The sequence below is a fragment of the Pasteurella canis genome, assembly GCF_900454865.1.
GTDB classification, from domain to species: Bacteria; Pseudomonadota; Gammaproteobacteria; order Enterobacterales; family Pasteurellaceae; genus Pasteurella; species Pasteurella canis.
Genome location: NZ_UGTV01000015.1, coordinates 1,414,883 through 1,436,582 on the forward strand (window position 1 = coordinate 1,414,883; position 21,700 = coordinate 1,436,582).

Annotated in this window: 23 protein-coding genes; 10 read left to right on the plus strand and 13 right to left on the minus strand. The window is 37.3% G+C overall.

Translation table 11 applies throughout. The annotated features are described in order from the left end of the window. Nucleotides 1–49 precede the first annotated feature (49 nt). The 7 genes from acpP to yceD form a co-directional block, all read right to left on the minus strand. The gene (acpP, locus tag DYE19_RS07235; RefSeq protein WP_034617387.1) at nt 50–280 is read right to left on the minus strand and encodes an acyl carrier protein; all 231 of its coding nucleotides are present in this window, start codon (nt 278–280) and stop codon (nt 50–52) included. 263 nt (nt 281–543) lie between these two features. Next, nucleotides 544–1,272, minus strand: a complete 729-nt coding sequence (gene fabG, locus DYE19_RS07240; RefSeq protein ID WP_115322252.1) for a 3-oxoacyl-ACP reductase FabG — start codon at nt 1,270–1,272, stop codon at nt 544–546. A gap of 20 nt (nt 1,273–1,292) precedes the next feature. Further along, nucleotides 1,293–2,231, minus strand: a complete 939-nt coding sequence (gene fabD / locus DYE19_RS07245; protein ID WP_115322251.1) for an ACP S-malonyltransferase — start codon at nt 2,229–2,231, stop codon at nt 1,293–1,295. A gap of 73 nt (nt 2,232–2,304) precedes the next feature. After that, a complete protein-coding gene (locus DYE19_RS07250; protein WP_049215423.1) occupies nt 2,305–3,258 on the minus strand; it encodes a beta-ketoacyl-ACP synthase III in 954 nt (317 codons plus the stop codon). A 43-nt stretch (nt 3,259–3,301) separates the two neighbouring features. Continuing rightward, a complete protein-coding gene (plsX, locus tag DYE19_RS07255; RefSeq protein ID WP_115323124.1) occupies nt 3,302–4,357 on the minus strand; it encodes a phosphate acyltransferase PlsX in 1,056 nt (351 codons plus the stop codon). A 31-nt stretch (nt 4,358–4,388) separates the two neighbouring features. After that, on the minus strand, nt 4,389–4,559 hold the full coding sequence (gene rpmF, locus DYE19_RS07260) for a 50S ribosomal protein L32 (protein ID WP_005544470.1): 171 nt from the start codon (nt 4,557–4,559) through the stop codon (nt 4,389–4,391). A gap of 17 nt (nt 4,560–4,576) precedes the next feature. After that, on the minus strand, nt 4,577–5,101 hold the full coding sequence (gene yceD / locus DYE19_RS07265; protein ID WP_049215428.1) for a 23S rRNA accumulation protein YceD: 525 nt from the start codon (nt 5,099–5,101) through the stop codon (nt 4,577–4,579). A 293-nt stretch (nt 5,102–5,394) separates the two neighbouring features. Here yceD and DYE19_RS07270 point away from each other — a divergent pair, with 293 nt between their 5' ends. From DYE19_RS07270 to DYE19_RS07295, 6 genes are all read left to right on the plus strand, one after another. Next, entirely contained in the window at nt 5,395–7,044 is a 1,650-nt protein-coding gene (locus tag DYE19_RS07270) for an ABC transporter substrate-binding protein (protein ID WP_115323125.1), read from the plus strand. 99 nt (nt 7,045–7,143) lie between these two features. Beyond that, complete coding sequence (gene oppB / locus DYE19_RS07275; RefSeq protein WP_049215431.1) at nt 7,144–8,064, plus strand: oligopeptide ABC transporter permease OppB; 921 nt, start codon at nt 7,144–7,146, stop codon at nt 8,062–8,064. 26 nt (nt 8,065–8,090) lie between these two features. Then, nucleotides 8,091–9,002, plus strand: a complete 912-nt coding sequence (gene oppC / locus DYE19_RS07280) for an oligopeptide ABC transporter permease OppC (RefSeq protein ID WP_049215433.1) — start codon at nt 8,091–8,093, stop codon at nt 9,000–9,002. Between the two features lie 21 nt (nt 9,003–9,023). Continuing rightward, on the plus strand, nt 9,024–10,016 hold the full coding sequence (locus tag DYE19_RS07285; RefSeq protein ID WP_115323126.1) for an ABC transporter ATP-binding protein: 993 nt from the start codon (nt 9,024–9,026) through the stop codon (nt 10,014–10,016). Then, complete coding sequence (gene oppF / locus DYE19_RS07290; RefSeq protein ID WP_049215436.1) at nt 10,013–11,002, plus strand: murein tripeptide/oligopeptide ABC transporter ATP binding protein OppF; 990 nt, start codon at nt 10,013–10,015, stop codon at nt 11,000–11,002. Before DYE19_RS07285 ends, oppF begins: the two co-directional genes overlap by 4 nt. A gap of 322 nt (nt 11,003–11,324) precedes the next feature. Next, nucleotides 11,325–12,641 carry a hypothetical protein gene (locus DYE19_RS07295; RefSeq protein ID WP_115323127.1) on the plus strand — a complete coding sequence of 439 codons (1,317 nt, stop codon included), beginning with the start codon at nt 11,325–11,327 and terminating at the stop codon, nt 12,639–12,641. 149 nt (nt 12,642–12,790) lie between these two features. Here DYE19_RS07295 and DYE19_RS07300 read toward each other — a convergent pair whose 3' ends face one another. Next, nucleotides 12,791–13,549 (minus strand): carbonic anhydrase, encoded by a 759-nt coding sequence (locus DYE19_RS07300; RefSeq protein WP_115323128.1) that lies wholly within the window; start codon nt 13,547–13,549, stop codon nt 12,791–12,793. Nucleotides 13,550–14,010: 461 nt separating this feature from the next. Here DYE19_RS07300 and asd point away from each other — a divergent pair, with 461 nt between their 5' ends. Both asd and bamJ read left to right on the plus strand, forming a co-directional pair. Continuing rightward, a complete protein-coding gene (gene asd / locus DYE19_RS07305; RefSeq protein WP_115323129.1) occupies nt 14,011–14,898 on the plus strand; it encodes an archaetidylserine decarboxylase in 888 nt (295 codons plus the stop codon). Between the two features lie 25 nt (nt 14,899–14,923). Then, the gene (bamJ, locus tag DYE19_RS07310; RefSeq protein ID WP_115323130.1) at nt 14,924–15,556 is read left to right on the plus strand and encodes a BamJ family beta-barrel-assembly machinery protein; all 633 of its coding nucleotides are present in this window, start codon (nt 14,924–14,926) and stop codon (nt 15,554–15,556) included. Nucleotides 15,557–15,598: 42 nt separating this feature from the next. On the opposite strand, the gene DYE19_RS07315 is transcribed toward bamJ, so the two are convergent. After that, nucleotides 15,599–15,925, minus strand: a complete 327-nt coding sequence (locus DYE19_RS07315; protein WP_049215446.1) for a hypothetical protein — start codon at nt 15,923–15,925, stop codon at nt 15,599–15,601. Between the two features lie 14 nt (nt 15,926–15,939). Further along, the gene (gene proB, locus DYE19_RS07320) at nt 15,940–17,043 is read right to left on the minus strand and encodes a glutamate 5-kinase (RefSeq protein WP_115323131.1); all 1,104 of its coding nucleotides are present in this window, start codon (nt 17,041–17,043) and stop codon (nt 15,940–15,942) included. A gap of 168 nt (nt 17,044–17,211) precedes the next feature. Between proB and folA the strand changes: the two genes are divergently transcribed. After that, nucleotides 17,212–17,703: a type 3 dihydrofolate reductase gene (folA, locus tag DYE19_RS07325; protein ID WP_115323132.1), complete on the plus strand. Its 492-nt coding sequence runs from the start codon at nt 17,212–17,214 to the stop codon at nt 17,701–17,703. A gap of 64 nt (nt 17,704–17,767) precedes the next feature. Here the strand turns inward: folA and DYE19_RS07330 are convergent, their stop codons facing one another. From DYE19_RS07330 to DYE19_RS07340, 3 genes are all read right to left on the minus strand, one after another. Continuing rightward, entirely contained in the window at nt 17,768–19,933 is a 2,166-nt protein-coding gene (locus DYE19_RS07330) for a heavy metal translocating P-type ATPase (RefSeq protein WP_115323133.1), read from the minus strand. A gap of 79 nt (nt 19,934–20,012) precedes the next feature. Further along, entirely contained in the window at nt 20,013–20,225 is a 213-nt protein-coding gene (locus DYE19_RS07335; protein WP_049215453.1) for a heavy-metal-associated domain-containing protein, read from the minus strand. A 77-nt stretch (nt 20,226–20,302) separates the two neighbouring features. Next, nucleotides 20,303–20,773, minus strand: a complete 471-nt coding sequence (locus tag DYE19_RS07340) for a DMT family transporter (protein ID WP_049215455.1) — start codon at nt 20,771–20,773, stop codon at nt 20,303–20,305. A gap of 190 nt (nt 20,774–20,963) precedes the next feature. Here DYE19_RS07340 and DYE19_RS07345 point away from each other — a divergent pair, with 190 nt between their 5' ends. Next, entirely contained in the window at nt 20,964–21,671 is a 708-nt protein-coding gene (locus tag DYE19_RS07345) for a 7-cyano-7-deazaguanine/7-aminomethyl-7-deazaguanine transporter (protein WP_115323134.1), read from the plus strand. Nucleotides 21,672–21,700: the final 29 nt, after the last annotated feature.

Sequence of the window (21,700 nt, forward strand, 5' to 3'; positions counted from 1 at the left end):
GCGAGAAAAGAAAAAATTTAGGCGGTTATAAGAACCGCCTAAATATGAATTATTGATTGTTTTGAACGTAATCAATCGCAGATTGAACTGTTGTAATTTTCTCTGCTTCTTCATCTGGAATTTCAATATCAAATTCTTCTTCTAAAGCCATCACTAATTCAACAGTATCTAAAGAATCCGCACCTAAATCTTCAACGAAAGAGGCTTCAGATTTAACTTCGTCTTCTTTAACGCCTAATTGCTCAACGATGATTTTTTTTACGCGTTCTTCAATGCTCATTTGTTTCTTCCTATAGTTTAGTTTTTCGCTCACTGCGACGAGTTAGTTAGTGTATATATTTTTTACAAAGTTACAATAATTTTTGTTGGTGGTCAAACCTTAAAACCATTTTAAAAAAACACATACAGTGAAAAATATAGTTACGTTACTTCATCTACGCTTAAAGTGGCGTAACCAAGTTACATTGCGATCAGGATTTTAACATTAACCTCAACCTTTGGCTACGCTTTTATCCCCTAAAATCAGTAATTGATTTTGTACAATTAGTTGGTATACATCCCGCCATTCACATGTAAAGTTGTACCTGTAATATAGCTAGCATCTTCTGAAGCTAAAAACGAAACTGCTTTAGCAATATCTTTTGGCTCGCCCAGACGACCTGCTGGCACTTGTGATAAAATACCCACTTTTTGCTCATCTGTTAAGACTTCTGTCATATCTGTTGCAATAAATCCAGGTGAAACCACATTCACGGTAATACCACGAGAAGCTACTTCTTTTGCAAGTGCTTTACTGAAGCCAATTAGACCTGCTTTTGCTGCACAATAGTTAGTTTGCCCAGGATTTCCCATTGAGCCCACAACAGAGCCAATAGTAATAATACGCCCAAAGCGTTTTTTCATCATTGAGCGTAACATCGCTTTTGATAAATAGTACACTGATGTTAAATTAGTTTGCATAATGTCAAACCATTCTTCATCTTTCATTCTCATCAATAAGTTATCACGAGTGATGCCTGCATTATTGACTAATATCTCAATATCACCAAAATCTGCTTTAATTTTCTCTAATGTGGCGTCAATTGAAGTGGGATCCGAGACATTTAAAACTAATCCTTTCCCTTTTTCACCTAAATAAGCAGAAATACTTTCTGCCCCTTTCTCTGATGTCGCAGTACCAATCACGAATGCGCCTTTCTCTGCTAATTCTTCCGCTATTGCTCGTCCAATACCTCGAGTTGCCCCTGTTACTAACGCGATTTTACCTTGCATTAAATATCCCCTTTTATGAATTAAGCCAACACTTCTTCAACTGCATTTAATGATGCAATATCATTCACTGCAATTGCCTGTAAATCTGCAACAATACGTTTTGTTAAACCAGTCAATACTTTATTTGGCCCGATTTCCACCAACACTTCTACGCCTTCATTTGCCATTGTCTCAACAGTTTCAGTCCAACGAACGGGATTATAAAGTTGACGAACAAGTGCATTTCGAATGAGTGAACTTTCTGTTTCTGTTGCAACATCTACATTATTCATTACATGTGTCGTTGGTGTTTTAATTGCAATATTATCTAAAGAAACCGCTAATTGATCGGCTGCTGGTTTCATCAATGCACAATGAGAAGGCACACTAACAGCTAAAGGAAGAGCACGTTTTGCACCCGCTTCTTTACAAGCCACAGCAGCACGCTCAACAGCTGCTTTTGCACCTGCAATAACTACTTGACCAGGAGAATTAAAGTTTACAGCTGAAACAACTTCACCTTGCTCTGAGTCCGCGCATGCTTTAATAATTGCTTCATTATCTAGTCCAATAATAGCATACATTGCCCCTGTGCCCTCTGGTACGGCTTGCTGCATTAATTTACCACGTAATTCTACTAATTTAATGGCATCTTCAAAATCAATCACATCCGCACAAACTAACGCAGAATATTCTCCCAGGCTATGTCCTGCCATTAATGTAGGCTTTAAGTTTGGATATTGTTGTTGCCAAACACGGTAAATCGCGACAGAAGCTGCTAATAATGCAGGTTGAGTTTGCCAAGTTTTATTTAATTCTTCTACTGGTCCGTTTTGCACTAACTGCCATAAATCATAACCTAATACATCAGAAGCCTGCTTAAAAGTTTGTTGCACAACAGGATATTGTTCTGCAAGCTCAGATAACATACCAACTGCTTGTGAGCCTTGTCCTGGAAACACCATTGCAAATTTTTTCATGTTTTTTCCTTAGTTTTTAAAACGCTTAAAACTTTTTTAAAATCGACCGCACTTTTATAAATGAACAATATTATTAAAACCTAACTAATGCCGATCCCCAAGTCAGACCACCACCAAAAGCCTCTAATAATAACATTTGCCCCCGTTGAATACGTCCATCACGCACCGCCTCATCCAATGCACTTGGAATACTGCCTGCAGAAGTATTGCCATGTCGATCTAATGTTACAACCACTTGTGACATATCCATTTCTAATTTTTTTGCTGTTGCCGCAATAATACGTAAATTAGCTTGATGTGGAACTAACCAATCAATGTCTTTTTTATCTAAATTATTTGCTTCAAGTGTTTCTTCTACTACATTTGCTAATTCACGTACAGCAATTTTAAAAGTAGCATTACCTTGCATTTCTAAATATGCTGGGTCACTTTCGACACCTCGTGCTTGATTAGCCAAAGTTAATACATCCGCATTTTCTCCTGTCGCATGCAAGTGAGTAGAGATAATACCAGCTTCCGTAGAACGCTCTAAAATAACAGCACCCGCTCCGTCACCAAATAAAATAATCGTACCGCGATCTTCTGGATTTAAAGTACGAGAGAAAAGATCAGCTCCAATGACAAGCGCTTTATTAACTTTTCCAGTACGAATAAACTGATCTGCAACTGTTAATGCATAGACAAACCCCGAACAAGCTGCTGCAACATCAAAGGCAATCGCATCTTTAATTTCAAGCATTTTTTGAATTTGACAAGCAGCACTTGGAAATGCATGAGTCGAGCTTGTAGTCGCAACAATAATCAAGTCAATTTCATTCACATCCATAGGCGACATATCTAAACATTTTTTTGCAGCTTCAAAGCCCATCGAAGCCACAGTTTCATGCTCCTCAGCAATACGACGCTCTTTAATACCTGTACGTTCGGAAATCCATTCATCAGAGGTTTCCACCATTTTTTCTAGGTCTGCATTAGTACGGATATTTTTGGGTAAATAACTACCTGTTGATAAGATTTTACTGTACATAATAAATCTCGTTAAAAAATAATAGCGAAGTCGCTATATTAAATTAATAATCACTTGTTATTTTTATATGCTCAGATGACTCGTATTTTTCGAGACCAGCTAAAATTTTTGTGGGGATTTGTTGACGTACTTGAAGCGCAGCATCAGCAATGGCATAAGAAAAAGCATCAACATTTGCCCCACCATGACTTTTCACTACAACGGATGTTAATCCAATTAGAGATGCGCCATTATATTCATCTGGGTTAATTTGTTTTAAACGCTGATAGCTATCTTTAAATAAATGGCGTAATAACCAAGAAAAAATCGGTTTCAGTAAACTATTCTTCGATTTACCTTTCAATAAGGCAATTACATTTTTAGCTGCGCCCTCAAGTGTTTTTAAGGCGACATTACCCGCAAATCCATCGCTTACAATAACATCTGCTTTTCCATTTAACAAAAAGTTACCTTCAATAAAACCAATATAATTAAGCGCAGTATCATTTTCTAACAAAACTGCTGCATCTCGAATGGATTTATGCCCTTTAATATCTTCACTACCAATATTGAGTAAAGCAATTCTTGGATAAACTAAATTTAAACTATTTTCAGCAAAAATGCTGCCCATCAAGGCAAATTGGTATAAGTTTTCTGCATCACAGTCAATATTGGCGCCAAGATCAAGCATCACGCTTTTTTCACCGTCAACTGTCGGTATCACTGAAATTAATGCAGGTCGCTGAATCCCTTTAAGGGGCTGCAATAAAATTTTTGAAAGTCCCATTAGTGCGGCAGTATTACCTGCACTAACACATCCTTGCGCCTCACCTTTTTGTACAGCTTCGATAGCTAAACGCATAGATGTACCTTTACTGTTTCTTAAAGCATAAGAAATACCGTGCTCATTATCAATTTTTCTTGAGCAATGACAAATTGTTAAACGTTGTTGAATCGAAACAGGTAGGTTTTCAAGTAAAGGCAGAATTTGTTGGCTATCACCAAACAATAATAAAGAAAGCATTGGATCTTTTTCCAACGCAATTATGGATGCGGGGATAGTAATACGGGGACCTATGTCCCCGCCCATCACATCTAACGCAAGGGTTAGACGACTCAAGTGATTACCTTATTTTTCTAATAATCTAGAATTACTTATTAATCACTTTACGACCACGATAGTAACCGTCAGCAGTTACATGGTGACGTAAATGAGTTTCACCACTAGCTTTATCAACTGATACTGCTGCTGTGGTTAAGGCATCATGCGAACGACGCATATCACGACGTGAACGAGATTTTTTGTTTTGTTGAACAGCCATTGGCTATACTCCTAAATTTACTTTTGCTTTAAACTAGCTAATACAGCGAACGGGTTCGGTTTTTTTGCCAGCTCTTCGGGCAATTCGCCAAAAACCTGTTCAGCCACGGACACTTCACAGTGTTCAGATGAATGCATTGGCACAATTGGCAGACTTAAAATTAATTCATCTTCAATCACACCAAGTAAATCTATTTCACCAAACGAATTAAATTCAATTGGCTCATAAATTTCGGGCAATACATCGGCTTGATCCAAATTAGCCACAGGACTATAACAAAACGTACAGTCAATAGTTTGCATAAAAGGTTTCTCACAACGCTGACAAATAAGTTCTACTTCAACAGTTGCTTGACCTTTCATAACCACTAATTTTTGTGGATCAATAAAAAACGATAATCTAACCTGTGCATCGCTGAGCACTTTGCTTACTGACTCAGAAAGTCGCTGCAATTGATTGATAGCATAATAACCATCATAATCCAATCGTCGTTGAGCATCTTTAACTGGGTCAACAGTTAGGGGTAATTTTACCTTTTGCATAGGGCGTGAATATTACCTTTTGAGAACAAAATAGTCAAAGGAAATTATAATTTTTTAACAGAATGTCACGATAAGCATTAACAAAGTGCTTTTTTATTTCTCAGTATGCTTTACTTACAATTATATAAAGCGTGATTCTCTATATTGTAGAAAAACTCCAAAAGAGAATCCAAAACGAATAATCTAAATCAAATTATTCTATCATAGTTCAAAAATAATACTTTCAAGACTTTACAGCTCAACATTTTTCCTTTATTAATAGAGTTTCTTTTACTCACAAAAAAGGTAAAATTATGACAAACACAATGAAAAAAACATTTCTTAACATTGCATTAACAAGTGCATTAACACTTTTAGCGAGCCAAAGTACTTTCGCTGCTGAAGTCCCTACTGGTACAACTCTTGCTGATAAGCAAGAACTCAGAATGAACAATGGTTCAGATCCAGCCTCGCTTGATCCTCATAAAATAGAAGGCACGCCAGAAGCCTTAGTTGCACGTCAACTTTTCGAGACATTAGTCATCTCTGATGCTGATGGTCATATCATTCCAGGCGCTGCTGAAAAATGGGAACATAGTCCAGATTTCAAAACTTGGACATTCCACCTTCGTAAAGATGGTAAATGGTCAAATGGTGAGCCAGTTACTGCAGAAGATTTTGTGTTTGCTTTCCAACGCTTAGCTGATCCAAAAACAGCATCACCTTATTCTAGCTATTTAAAATATTTAAAACTCTTAAATTCAGAAGATATTGTTGCGGGTAAAAAACCAGTAACAGATTTAGGTGTAAAAGCGCTTGATTCACATACGCTACAACTTATGCTTTCTGAAAGTGTCCCTTATGCAGATAAGCTCACAGAACACTATGTGCTTGCACCAGTTAATAAAAAAGTTGTAGAACAATTTGGAGATAAATGGACCGATCTTAAAAATATCGTTGGTAATGGTGCATTTAAAATTACTAATTGGATCATTAATGAAAAATTAGAAATGGTGCCAAATAATCATTATTGGGATAATGCAAAAACTGTATTAACTCATGTTACATTATATCCAATTACGTCTGAAAACACTGACGTTTCGCGCTACCGTGCAGGGGATCTCGATATCACAAACCATGCACTCCCAGTAGAACTTTTCGCTAAATTAAAAGCAGAACTTCCAAATGAAGTATATACACCACCAGTGTTATGTACTTATTTATATGAAATCAACCATAAAAAAGCGCCATTTAATGATGTTCGTGTAAGAAAAGCATTATCCATGGCAATGGATCGTAACATTATTACTGAAAAAGTTACTGCTCAAGGTCAAGTTCCTGCATATAGCTTTACCCCACCTTATATTAATGGTGGTGAAAAAATTGCAACACCAGAATGGGTAAACTTACCACAGGCAGAACGTAATAAAAAAGCAATTGAATTATTAAAAGAAGCTGGCTTCGATAAAAAGAACCCATTAACTTTCAACTTACTGTATAACACCTCTGATAACCATAAGAAAATTGCGATCGCTGCAACATCTATCTGGAAGAAAAATCTTGATGGTGCGGTCAATATTAAGTTAGAAAACCAAGAATGGAAAACCTACTTAGACTCACGCCACCAAGGTAACTATGATGTTACTCGTGCTGGCTGGTGCGCTGACTATAACGAAGCAACAACATTCTTAAATTATTTCTTATCAACCAGTAGCAACAATACTGCTTTCTATAAGAGCGCAGAATATGATGCATTGTTAGCATCGTCCTACCAAGTAGAAAGCGACGAAGGTCGTGCTGAAGTTTATGCTAAACTTGAGCAACAACTAGAGAAAGATGCAGCATTAGTACCAATGTATTACTATGTTGATCCTCGTATGGTAAAACCTTATGTGAAAGGTTTTGCGACTAAACATCCTGGCAAAAACTATTACTTAAAAGATGTTTATTTAATTAAGCAATAATTTCTCTACTGCTTTATAGTGCGGTCAATACTTTTGTAAAATCGACCGCACTTTCTTGTTTTTTTACACGTTGGCGTGTTTTAAATTGGATTATCTTGTATGTTTAAATTGATTATTCGTCGTTTGTTTCAGGCAATTCCAACGCTTTTTATTTTGATTACTATTTCATTTTTTATGATGCGATTGGCTCCAGGTAGCCCATTTACGAGTGAAAAAAATTATCCACCTGAAGTCATCGCTAATATCGAAGCGAAGTATCACTTAAATGAACCGCTCTATAAGCAATATATTATCTACCTTAAAGATTTAGCTCATGGTGATTTTGGCCCTTCTTTTAAATATAAAGATTATACCGTAAATCAACTAGTGTCCGCGGCATTCCCCGTTTCTTTTAAACTAGGTTTTTCTGCTTTTTTAGTGGCGCTAACATTAGGTATCACTGCAGGTACAATAGCCGCATTAAAACAAAACAAATGGGTTGACTATCTAATCATGACATTTGCAATGACGGGGGTTGTTATACCTAGTTTCGTTGTTGCGCCATTACTTGTCCTTATTTTTTCAATCTCATTACAATGGTTACCATCTGGTGGTTGGGAAGGTGGCGCATTTAAATTTATGCTCATGCCAATGATTGCGTTATGTTTATCCTATATTGCTAGCATTGCACGTATCACTCGTGGCTCAATGATTGAAGTACTCCATTCTAACTTTATTCGCACAGCTAAAGCCAAAGGCTTACCAATGCGTCGCATTTTAACCAAACACGCATTACGTCCCGCTTTACTGCCAGTCATTTCTTACATGGGACCTGCATTTGTCGGTATCATCACGGGTTCAATGGTCATTGAAAGTATTTTTGGTATCCCAGGAATTGGACAACTTTTCGTTAACGGCGCATTAAACCGTGATTACTCTTTAGTCTTAAGCCTCACTATTTTAGTAGGCGCATTAACAATCGCCTTTAATGCGATTGTCGATATCTTATATGCTGTTATCGATCCAAAAATCCGTTATTAATTTTGCAGTTATGACAGGAATTTAAAATGTTAAAAAATCAAAAAGATACTGAGCTGCTAGAAACTGTTGTCGAAACATTAGAAACAGTTGAAGGACGTAGTTTATGGCAAGACGCTCGCCGTCGTTTCTTCCATAACAAAGCAGCACTAACGAGTTTATTTATTTTATTTTGTATTAGCCTTTTTGTTATTTTCGCCCCAATGCTAATGCCGTATCCTTATGATGAGCTGGATTTCGGCGCAATTTCTATGCCGCCAGAATGGGAAAGTATGCACTACTTTGGTACAGATGCATCTGGGCGAGATTTACTTGTACGAGTCGCAATTGGTGGACGAATTTCATTATTAGTAGGCATTGCTGGTGCGTTAATCGCCGTATTAGTTGGCACATTATATGGCGCTACTTCTGGCTATATTGGTGGCAAAGTGGACACGTTCATGATGCGTTTTCTAGAAATTCTCAACTCATTTCCCTTCATGTTCTTTGTTATCTTGTTAGTCACTTTCTTTGGCCGCAATATTTTCTTAATTTTCGTGGCAATTGGAATGGTCTCTTGGCTTGATATGGCAAGGATTGTTCGTGGTCAAACTTTAAGTTTAAAACAGAAAGAATTTATTGAAGCCGCTATTGTATGTGGCGTTTCTTCTCGTCAAATTGTTTGGCGTCATATCGTACCGAATGTACTTGGTGTGGTGGTTGTTTATGCATCGTTACTCGTACCAGGTATGATTTTATTTGAATCATTTTTAAGCTTCTTAGGCTTAGGAACACAAGAGCCACTTAGCAGCTGGGGTGGATTACTAAACGATGGTGCTAAATCAATGGAAGCTGCGCCTTGGTTATTAGTATTCCCAGCCTTATTCTTAGTGATTACTCTATTTTGTTTTAACTTTATTGGTGATGGTTTGCGTGATGCACTTGACCCGAAAGATCGCTAATACATGCCTTTGGAGAACACAATGACAACAAACAATTTACTACTCGATGTACAAGACTTGCGTGTCACGTTTAAAACCCCAGATGGTGATGTAACTGCGGTCAATAATTTAACTTTTTCTTTAAATGCAGGTGAAACATTAGGGATTGTAGGTGAGTCTGGTTCAGGTAAATCGCAGACCGCCTTTGCCCTAATGGGACTACTTGCTGATAATGGACGTATTGCAGGTTCTGCTAAATTCAATGGTGAAGAAATTCTAAACCTACCAGAAGCACAGCTTAATCGCTTACGTGCAGAACAAATCGCGATGATCTTCCAAGATCCAATGACTTCACTCAACCCTTATATGAAAATTGGCGAACAATTAATGGAAGTGCTGATTTTACATAAAGGTATGGATCGCAAAACAGCATTTGAAGAATCTGTACGCATGTTAGATGCGGTAAAAATGCCAGAATCACGTAAACGTATGAATATGTACCCCCATGAGTTTTCTGGCGGTATGCGTCAACGTGTCATGATTGCGATGGCATTATTATGTCGCCCAAAACTATTGATTGCTGATGAACCGACTACAGCATTAGATGTCACCGTTCAAGCGCAAATAATGACACTATTAAATGAACTTAAAAGAGAATTTAATACTGCTATTATCATGATTACCCATGATTTAGGGGTAGTAGCTGGTATCTGTGACAATGTACTGGTAATGTATGCAGGGCGTACTATGGAATACGGCACCGCAGAACAAATTTTCTACAGTCCAAGCCACCCTTATTCAAAAGGATTAATTGGTGCCGTTCCACGCGTTGATGGTCAAGAAGAAGAATTGATCACAATTCCAGGTAATCCACCCAATTTACTCCAATTACCAAGCGGTTGTCCATTCCAACCTCGTTGCATTCATGCGACAGAACAATGCTTAAAAACACCAAAATTAGACTTATTACCAGATCAACGCCTACGCGCTTGTTTTGTGCCAGCAGAACAGTTAATTAGAGGAAACGCACAATGACAGTAGAGAGAAAAGTTATCCTAGAGGTCAAAGATTTAAGCGTTCATTTCAAAATTAAAGACACAAAATCTTTGATTTTCACTAAACATCAAACGTTAAAGGCCGTCAATAATGTTTCTTTTCATTTATATGAAGGAGAAACACTAGGGGTTGTGGGGGAATCAGGTTGTGGTAAATCCACTTTAGCACGAGCCATTACAGGCTTAGTGGAGAGTTCTGGCGGTAATATTCTTTGGCTAGGTAAAGATTTAACCCAACAAAATGCCAAAGAATGGAAAGCTGTACGCAGTGATATCCAAATGATTTTCCAAGATCCATTAGCATCACTCAATCCACGTATGACTATCGGCAGTATCATTGCTGAGCCACTAAAAATTTATCAACCTCACTTGACGAAAGAAGAAGTGAAAGAAAAAGTGCGTGCGATGATGATGAAAGTAGGATTACTACCAAATTTAATCAACCGCTATCCACATGAATTTTCAGGCGGTCAATGCCAACGTATTGGAATTGCACGTGCTTTAATTGTTGAGCCTAAATTGATTATTTGTGATGAACCTGTGTCAGCATTAGATGTATCAATTCAAGCGCAAGTGGTGAATTTATTAAAATCATTACAACGTGAAATGGGCTTATCTCTCATTTTTATTGCACATGATTTAGCAGTTGTGAAGCACATTTCTGATCGTGTTTTAGTGATGTATTTAGGGAATGCTGTTGAGCTTGGCGACTATGAGCAGGTCTACCACGACACTAAACATCCTTATACCAAAGCCTTAATGTCTGCTGTCCCTATTCCTGATCCGAAATTGGAGCGTAATAAACAAATCCAATTACTGGAAGGTGATTTACCTTCGCCGATTAATCCGCCATCAGGCTGTGTTTTCCGAACGCGTTGTCCATTAGCAGATCAACACTGTATTGCAGATAAACCGATACTGAAAGGGCAAAATAACCATTTTGTCGCTTGTTTTAAAGCAAACTAACCGAACAAACCGCACAAAAAAGTGCGGTTTGTTTTTTGTACATGCCAATACCAAGCATAAAGTAAAAGAGTGTGTTATTCGTTGTCCTGCCGACTTATTTTTAACGCAACGTTGGTAAAAGCACCAAATAAGTCTAAATATTATTCAAAATTAAAATAGCAACATTAACAAAGCATGATTAAATAGCCTATTTTATTAAATAAACCTCAATTTCTACGTATAAAATCCCTATACAACTATTCTGAAAAATAGGTACAATACGCCCACATCATTAAGGATAACAATGATGTGCAGTTTTATTTATGATAAAAGGATATTTACTATGAAAAAATCAATATTTAAAACGAGTTTACTCGTCACACTCTCAACACTTTTTGTTGCATGTGGAAGCCATAATCACACCTCGGTAAATAAAGAGACACCAAAACAGCCTCAACAATCACAAAAACCTGCTCCGCAAACAAAACCGCAAGCAAATTCGCAAGATAAAGCACCACAAGAAAAGCCAAATAATACTGAACAAAGCTCTTCTTCCTCAATGCAAACAGAAAATTCAACACAAAATCACTCAACTGAAGCAGGAAAAGAGCAAAAGCCTTCTAAGCCTGAGCAATCAATGAATACTGAGAACCCGACTGATAAAAAAGATGAGATGAATAACACAGATACAAATAATTCATCTAAAAATACGCAATCAGATATACCAGATTCAATGAAAGACAACCACAAACCTAATACGCAAGTAAACCCTCCTCAAATTCCACCTAAAACAGAAAATCCAACTAACTCAAATAACATGAGTAATAAAGATATGAGAAAGGAAAAAGAGAAAGAAAATCAATCTATAAAGACACCTAAGCCCGAAGAAAAACCACAAAGTGATACGCCAAATCCATCACTTCCACCACACCTATTGGGACTAGGAAATTGGGAAGGCAAAACATGTGATTCTCATGGTAACTGTCGAAATTCTGCTCAAGATCCTAAAAATATCTATGAATCCCCAATACCTCCTACTAGTAAAATTTCTCTTAAATTGGGCAAAAACAAAGAGGGAAAAAATAATTATGAGTTTATTTTATTAGGCGAAAGTGAAGATGGGAGCATTTATTACGGTTATCGTTCATATAATGTTTCATATCAAAATGACGAAACAAAAAAAGTTTATGATATCATCCAGGGAATAAATAAAAAGCGTATTAATAGAGAAAACATCTCAGATGATTTCAATGCAAAATATTATAAAAAACAAGGATTCCTTTACATTCCTTTTTCTAGCCTCTCTACTATTTCAAAAGATAAACACGCCCCTCAATATGCTGATATCAACATAACGTATAAAAATGGTAACGCAACAGGTACAGTGACCAAATCCGATAAAGATGGAACTGTTATATTTAATATTACAGACGATGGAAGTAGGAATACGGACAATTATACTTTAACAGTAACACCAACAGGAAAAGATTCTAATATAGAATCAGATGATAAAGCTAAATTTAACGTTTATTTTCTAGATGCCGAAAACAATAAAGAAGAGCATAAATATATTACAGGGGCAGGCTCAGGCAAAAAATGGGCTGGTGTATTTGCTGCCGAGAAACAAAAAACTACAACATCAACGACAAAAGCAGAATAACTTCCAAAATTAATTAAGAAATAACAAGCTATAAAACGCTGATGTTCAAACCGCACAACAAGTGCGGTTTGTTTTTTTGTGCAGCTTTAAACTAAAACTCGCAATAAAACTGACCTCACTTTTGCTTTAAATCTAAAAAGTTATGGTATTTATTCAACTATCACACGCGCATTAATTGGCTGTATAGGACGGTTATTATGCCCTTTCATCAATGTAGAGAAGGCATCTACTTGCGCTTGGCTGACGTTATCATATTGTTTTAACACTAACCAGTTGACACCTTCTGAGCAAGGTGGTGTGGTTAACGAACCACTAAAACGATAGTAATCACGTTTTTTAGGAATCAATTTTGTTGGGTCAAATGCTATATCAAGTGTATGCTTCTCACCTGCTTTTTGTGGGAAATTATGCCAAATTGGTGCTAAACGTTGATTTTCACTCGATAAAACATAAAGCACACCTAATACCGCAAGATTACCGTCTTTATCTGCATGGACAAAATGGGCTTCGAGTGGGAAAGATTTGCCTCGAATTTGGTTTTCACTTGGTACATGGAAATGGAATTGTTTTAAAGTATAAGTATGACCATTTAATTGCATTAGATTATTAGCGTCTTTGAAGTCCACTTGGATAGTGTGCCCATTATTGACAATCTCCACAGAAGAAGGATGATAGTCAATTTTAATTGGGGCTAACTTGCTATCAATCGCATTGACAATATTCACTGGCGATTGGCTTTTGCCTTCAGTACAAATTGCAAATTTTGGTGACAGTGTTGCCCAATGTTCTGGCGACTCATGTCCCGTATAACCCCAATGAGTATGCTTGTCAGCGGATTGCATTGTTTGACTACAAGCCGTCAGTGCGAATACTCCAAAAGTAAGCATAAAAATTTTTGACATTTTCATTGCATAACTCCTTAACCCAAATAAATAAATTGATAACATAGTGTAAACAACATTAAACCTTAATAAAGGCAAGGTTATGCTAGATAAAAAAACACTCCATTTCAAGTGAAAGATAACTTATTCTACCTGTCTAAACTGTAATAAAATCCATTACTTCAAATAAGTTATTAGGGAGATACCGTGCTAAATAAAATGTTGGGTTTCTTTGGTTGATAATTGCTACAAATCACTAAATCATCATTTTCAAATAATCATAAATACAAAACGACATTTGGTTGTATGCTCAAACTAGCAAAATAGATAATTAAAATGTAAAAGTGAATTGCCATTCACGATGAATAAGTCCTGTAAACTGCTGTAAATTAACACAGATACTTACATAAACGGAATAACTTGCTATAATCGCCCAGCGCTAAGGTTTGAAAGCCTTTTATTCTAACGTTAAAAGATGATTTATCACTATGAATATATTAGAAAAAAAATCTCAACTGAGTTATTGGCAGCGAATTAAAATTGCGTTCCAATATGTTATGCCTCAACTTTATTTGACACAACTTGCAGGATGGTTTGCCAAACAACAATGGGGTGCAGTCACTCACTTTGTCATCAAATTATTTGCTAAAAAATATGATGTCAATATGACTGAAGCCGCTAAACCTGCGTTCAGTGACTATACCAGTTTTAATGAATTTTTTATCCGTCCTCTAGCAGAAAATGCACGTCCAATTAATCAAAATCCGACCGCACTTTGTCTGCCTGCTGATGGTCGTATTAGTCAAATTGGACACATTGCACATGATCTTTTACTACAAGCCAAAGGTCATTATTTCAGTTTATCTGATTTACTTGCAGGCAACCAAACCTTAACCGATATCTTTAAAGATGGCGAATTTGCTACTATTTATCTTTCGCCGCGTGATTATCATCGTGTTCATATGCCTTGTGATGCGACTCTGCGTCAAATGATTTATGTGCCAGGCAATTTATTTTCTGTGAATCCTTTCTTGGCCGAACATGTACCTAATCTCTTTGCACGTAATGAACGTCTCATTTGCGTCTTTGATACTGCGTTTGGCAAAATGGTACAAATTCTCGTTGGCGCAACAATTACAGCCAGCATGAGTACAGTGTGGGCAGGTGTGATTAACCCACCTCGTCCAAATCAAGTGACAACTTGGACTTATGAAGGAGAAAATGCAATTAACTTAATGAAAGGACAAGAAATGGGCGCGTTTCAATTAGGATCAACAGTGATCAATTTATTTGAAAAAGATCATGTACAACTTGCCGATCATCTACAAGTCGATAGCCCTGTGCGCATGGGCGAAATTTTAGCGCACCAAAAATAATTTTTAACCATAATAGGAAAATAGAATGAGTAAACAATTTTTTGAACAAGTTTCATTAGACAGTGTTTCTGCTCAAGGCAGTTACGGTATCGGGTTACAAATTGGTCAACAATTATTAGAGAGCCAACTTGATGTCAACGCAGAAGCCGTTGCAAAAGGTCTCTTTGATGTATTAAATCAAAATCCACCAGCATTAGATTTAAACGTAGTTAGCCAAGCCTTACAAACATTACAACAGCAGGCGGCTGAAGCACAGAAAGCTCAATTTAAAGAAATTGAAGCAGCAGGTAAACAATTTTTAGCTGATAATGCTCAAAAAGATGGCGTTAATACAACAGAGTCTGGTTTACAATACGAAATCTTAGTAGAAGGTACTGGCACAGTACCAAGTCGCCAAGATCAAGTGCGTGTACACTACACAGGTACTTTAATTGATGGTACTGTATTTGATAGCTCAGTTAAACGTGGTCAGCCTGCCGAGTTCCCAGTAAGCGGTGTGATTGCTGGTTGGATTGAAGCCTTATCAATGATGCCTGTTGGTTCAAAATGGCGTTTAACCATCCCTCATAACCTTGCTTATGGTGAGCGTGGTGCAGGTGCATCAATTCCGCCATTTAGCACATTAATCTTTGAAGTCGAATTATTAGACATCCTATAACAAAAATAAAGCGGTGATATTCACCGCTTTATTTTGGTTTCCCTATCGTTTTATACCTTGCTGATAGCCACTTTCCCAAGCAGTCAAAAACGCTTTTGCTATCGCTTGTTGCGTTTGCTGTTCACAATAGGAACGACGTTGAGCAAGCATTTTTTGTTTATGCTGACGGAACGACTTACCTACACGATACCCCTCCAAATACCAATCGTCTTGATCTTGGCATGCCATCGTATTAATACGTTTTTCTGTTTGGGTCACTGAAAACGGTTTATGGGCTTCAATGTGTTGATGAGTAAAAACACTCGGTTGAGCACAGCCAACAAGGTTAAATGTTAGCACACTAAAGAATAGTAAATTCATCCACTTCATGGTCTTATCCTAATTTATAGCACAATCATATCATCTCGGTGTACTGCAACTGAGCCATATTCATAACCTAAAATTTGCTCAATATCTTGCGATTTTTTGCCTTTCAATAAATGCAATGCATCACTATTGTAGCGTGGTACACCTAACGCAATGTCTTTACCTTGTCGTGTGCGAATTTTCACTACTTCACCACGCGAAAAACGCCCCTCCACATGAACAATGCCCGCAGGTAGTAATGATTTATATTGAATCAATACCGCACTTTCTGCCCCTTCATCAATTGTAATCACGCCTGCAGCTGGTGCAGCATACAGCCATTGTTTACGCCCTTCTAAGCGATCCGCTTGAACAGTAAATTTTGTTCCAATGCCTTCACCATAAGCTAAATCAGTAATGACATTTGCGCGATTACCTGGAGCTATAATCGTTTCAATACCTGAACGCGTTGCAACATCTGCGGCACTAATTTTTGTGGACATCCCCCCCGTACCTAATGTTGTTCCACTACCACCTGCAATTGAACGAATATGATCTGTAATTTTATCCACTTCTGGAATCAATTTTGCTGCTGGATTTTTGCGTGGATCACTATCAAAAAGACCTTGTTGATCAGTTAATAAATACAGTTGTTCAGCTTGTACTAAAATCGCGACAAGTGCAGATAAATTATCATTATCGCCCACTTTAATTTCTGAAGTTGCAACTGCATCATTTTCATTAATCACAGGAATAATTTGATTATCTAGTAAAGCACGCAAAGTATCTCTCGCATTTAAGAAGCGCTCACGATCTTCAATATCTGCCCGAGTCAATAAAATTTGCCCAATATGAATATCATAAATAGCAAAGAGTTTCTCCCATGTTTGAATCAGTTGGCTTTGTCCAACTGCAGCTAAAAGCTGCTTTGAGGCAATTGTTGGTGGTAGTTTAGGGTGGTTCAAATAATGGCGACCTGCTGCAATTGCACCAGACGTCACAATGACTAAACGAAAACCAGCTTGATGTAATTGGGCAAGTTGGCGCACAATTTCCATCATGTGGGGTAAATTTAATTTTACTGTTCCTTGTGTCAGAGTGCTAGTACCAAATTTTACTACGATCGTTTTATCTATTTTCATATTAAGCACCATCTTATTTTTGGGTCTAAAATTGTGGCTAAATTACCATTAATAACTAAAAAAAGCATTAATTTTATCTTACCTAACCTCACAAGATAACGTCGTTTTTTACAACTGAAATTATGTTATAGTAAACGTACTTTTCTGGTTGAATCACAGGATAATTATATGACTTTTAGCCTTATCGTTGCGATGACGAAAAATGCTGTTATTGGAAAAGATAACCAAATGCCTTGGCATCTGCCCGCTGACTTAGCGTGGTTCCGTAAACATACAACTGGCAAACCTGTTATTATGGGACGTAAAACTTTTGAAAGTATTGGACGTCCATTACCGAATAGAACTAACATTGTGCTCTCACGCCAACCTTATCAACATCAAGGCATTATTTGGCGAAATAGTCTGGAAAGTGCGCTAGAATTTATTAACGACGCCACTGAAATTATGCTCATTGGTGGTGGTGAACTATTTAAACAATATTTGCCACAAGCAGACAAACTTTATCTCACAGAAATCCAAACTGAATTAGAAGGCGATACTTATTTTCCGACTATTGACTGGCAGGATTGGCAAATTGAGTATGAAGAATGGCGTAAAGCAGACGAAAATAACCCCTATGATTTACGCTTTGTTATTTTATCTGCTAAAATTAATAACTAACATAACAGAAAAAGCCTATCGAATAATGTTATTCCATAGGCTTTTTAATCTCAATTAACCTTTGCTATTGCTCCAGTTTCAGCGACTTTAAGCGTAGTGCGTTCATTAACACAGAAACTGAACTCAGCGCCATTGCAGCCCCCGCAATAATCGGGTTAAGTAAGCCTAACGCTGCGAGTGGAATTCCTAATATATTGTAAATGAAAGCAAAAAAGAGATTTTGTTTAATATTTCTTAAAGTAGCTTGTGAAACCAATAACGCATCTACCATCTGATTAACAGAATGTTGCATCAACGTTGCAGAAGCAGTATGTTCCGCAACATCAGCACCATTTTTCATTGCAAAGCTCACATTCGCAATAGCTAGTGCAGGCGCATCATTAATCCCATCGCCGACCATAGCAACAACTTTACCTTCCGTTCTAAGTTGCTGAATTTTGGCTGCTTTATCGCGTGGCGATAAGTTCCCATACGCTTGGGTAATACCCAGTTGTTGAGCAATGTAGTCTACCGCACTTTGTTGATCACCACTCATGATATACACATCAATATTTTGTTTTCTTAAACGCTCAATCGCAGTTATCGAATCTGCTTTCAAACTATCAGCAAGAGCAAATGCCCCAATAGGTTGCTCATTCACAGCCACAGCAACAATACTTGCGATTTGCCAAACAGGATCTGCCAATGTGGGTAGTGATAATTGGCAGTAATCTGGCTTCCCCACTTTTACAACTCCAATCCCTTCGACATTCGCTTGAATTCCTTCCCCAAGTGCGGTCTGAATTTGTGTTGTTTTGTACAAAGTCGATTGCTGCTCATTGGCTTGTTGTACAATCGCTCTCGCCAAAGGATGATTGGCATGTTGTTCAACCGAAGCAGCAATCCGTAATAGTTCTGTTGCTGAATAACCTATATCTTGCTCAAGCCAATAGGTCACAATCTGTGGTTTCCCTTCTGTTAACGTACCTGTTTTATCTAATACTACTGCATTGACAGTCGCACTTTCTTCCATCGCAGCCGCATCTTTGAACCAAATCCCACGTTGTACTGCATTACCCATACCAACCATAATCGCTGCTGGCGTTGCTAAACCTAAAGCACAAGGACAAGCAATCACTAATACGGCTACCGCATGAATCAAAGCTGTCACTGCATTTTCTTCAATCCAGTAAGTTAAAATAAAAGTCAATAACGCAATACTCATCACCACAGGCACAAATACAGCAGCAACTTTATCAGCAAAACGTGCAATAGGTGCTTTACTTCCCTGTGCATCTGACAGGGCATTCATCATATCACCTAATAAAGTATGGCTACCTAATTGCTCTGCTTTATAAACTAAAGTCCCTTCACTTAATATTGAACCCGCGAGTACTTTACTCCCTGCATTTTTCATTTCAGGTTTCGACTCTCCCGTCAAGTGGCTTTCGTCACTCCAACCACTACCACTTTGTACAATACCATCTGCCGCAATACGTTCCCCTTGATTCACACGCAATAGCTCACCAACTTGTACTTGATCCAATGCAATATCTTGCCATTGTTGTTCACGAAACACTTTTACTTGTTTCGGTGTCAACTTAAGCAATAAACCTAAACTATTTAAACTGTGCTTTTTGGTACGTTCTTCTAAAAATTTTCCTAGACTGACGAAGCCTAACACCATAACCCCTGCCTCAAAATACACAGGCGGCATACTATGCCCCGTATGTTCACCGCTATAAAGAAGCATAAAAACGGAATAAAAATAAATACTCAACGTCCCTAAACTGACTAACACATCCATATTAGCCAATCTTCCTTTAATACTCCCCCATGCGCTTTTATAAAAAGGAATCGCTAACCAAAACTGGACAATTGACGCTAAAACACATTGCCACCATGCAGGTAGCATCCAATGATGTTTACCCAATAACATACCTAACATGCCTATGGCAAAAGGTATATTAATCAACAGCAAAAGCCATAACCGCCAATGACTTGCTTGCTTTTCAACTACGATAGCTTCATCATCTGTTTTCACTCGCCCTGAAAAACCTGTGTTTTGAATAATCTGTAAAATATCTTGTATTGAGTGTGTATCATCTTCAAAGATGACTTGCGCTTGTTCGCTAGCAAAATTAACTGAAGCCTGCTGTACAAAAGTTTTTTTATTCAGCACTTTCTCTATGCGACTTGCGCAAGCTTGACAAGTCATTCCTTCGATTTGAATTGTGATTTTTTGTTGCATCTTTTATCCTATAAGTGAGCCATTAGCTTTGCTAAAAAAATAGACTGATAAATCAGTCTATTTATTTTGATTACAAATATTAGGCTTGTTGTGCTTCAAATCCAGCATTTTCAACTGCTTCGATCAACTCTTCAATACTCACTTGACTTGGTTCAAACGTAACTTCAGCATTTGCTGATTCTAAATTAACCTCAGCTATCTCAACACCATCAAACTCTTGTAAAATACGAGTGACACTTTTAACACAGCCACCACAATGCATTCCTTCAATTTTCAATGTTACTTTTTGCATGATTAACCCTCTATAAATAATCCCGTCTTAATAGAATCAAATTCTTACCAATACTCACCGCACTTTTCAGCCTTAAATTAACTCCAGAGCTTCATTAGCTTATCACCAAAAAAGAAAGTCACAAGTCCTAAGCCGACAATACTTAACCCAATTAACTTAAAGACATTCACCTCACGTACAGGCATATTAATAAGACCATAATGATCAATAATCATCGCTGTGATTAATTGCCCAACAATAATAAAAAACAACATATTCGTAATGCCCATTTTGGGGGATAATAATATTGTGGTAAACACGACTAAAACGCCTAAAGCACCACCAATAAATTTCCACCAAGAATGCTGCGTCACAGTAGAAAGATTTGCGAATAAATCTGTTTTAATGAGTGTCAATACTAGTAAAAGAAGTGCACCAGTACTAAAAGAAATAAATGTCGCAATTAAAGGCTCATTTCCCATTGCCTTAGCGAGCTGTGAGTTAATCGCGGCTTGAGAAGCCAGCGCTACACCAGCAGCTAATGCAATCAATGTATAAAGAATAAACATAACTGTCCTAATTTATTAAAATTGAACTTATTGTAACGAGATTCTTTATGACTGCAAATGTTTAATTCTGAAAGTCGCTTGCATTCTAAGCTGAAATCCGTATGATGTGGACCTCGCAAATTAGCGAATGACAATTTATTATTTACTTTTGGGTTCCCTCACCCCAATTAACAATCAAAAAGGTATGACAATGAAACATTCACTTTCGATCTTTAGTGATCAACAAACTCGTCGAGCTTTAATCGTTTTAAGCTTTTTTCATATTTTTATTATTGCTGCAAGTAACTACTTGGTTCAAATCCCATTTGAAATTACACTACCACTAAGTGTTTTAGGCGCATCAAAAGACTTTAGTTTCCACAGTACGTGGGGAACCGTCACTTTTCCATTTATCTTCTTAGCAACAGATTTAACTGTACGTATATTTGGCGCAAAAGAAGCAAGATGGATTATTTTTGTCGTAATGATTCCCGCCCTGATTATTAGTTATGTCATTTCTACTTTATTCTCTGATAGTCAATATCAAGGTATTAGTGCACTCAGTACATTCAACTTATTTGTGTTCCGTATTGCTATTGCCAGCTTTTTTGCTTATGTATTTGGTCAGTTACTTGATGTATTAGTATTCAACCGTTTACGTCAATTAAAAACATGGTGGATAGCCCCCACAAGCTCAATGATTTTTGGTTCAATGGCAGATACGTTCTTATTCTTCGCAATTGCTTTCTATGCAAGCAGCGATCCTTTTATGGCTGTACACTGGATGGAATTAGGATTTGTCGATTATTTATTCAAATTAGTCATCGGTATTTTATTATTTGTTCCTGCTTATGGTGTAGTATTGAACTTAATTGTACGTAAGCTCCAAACTCTCGCCGCGACACCTAAACTTAATTGAATTATAAAAAATGCCACAATATTGTGGCA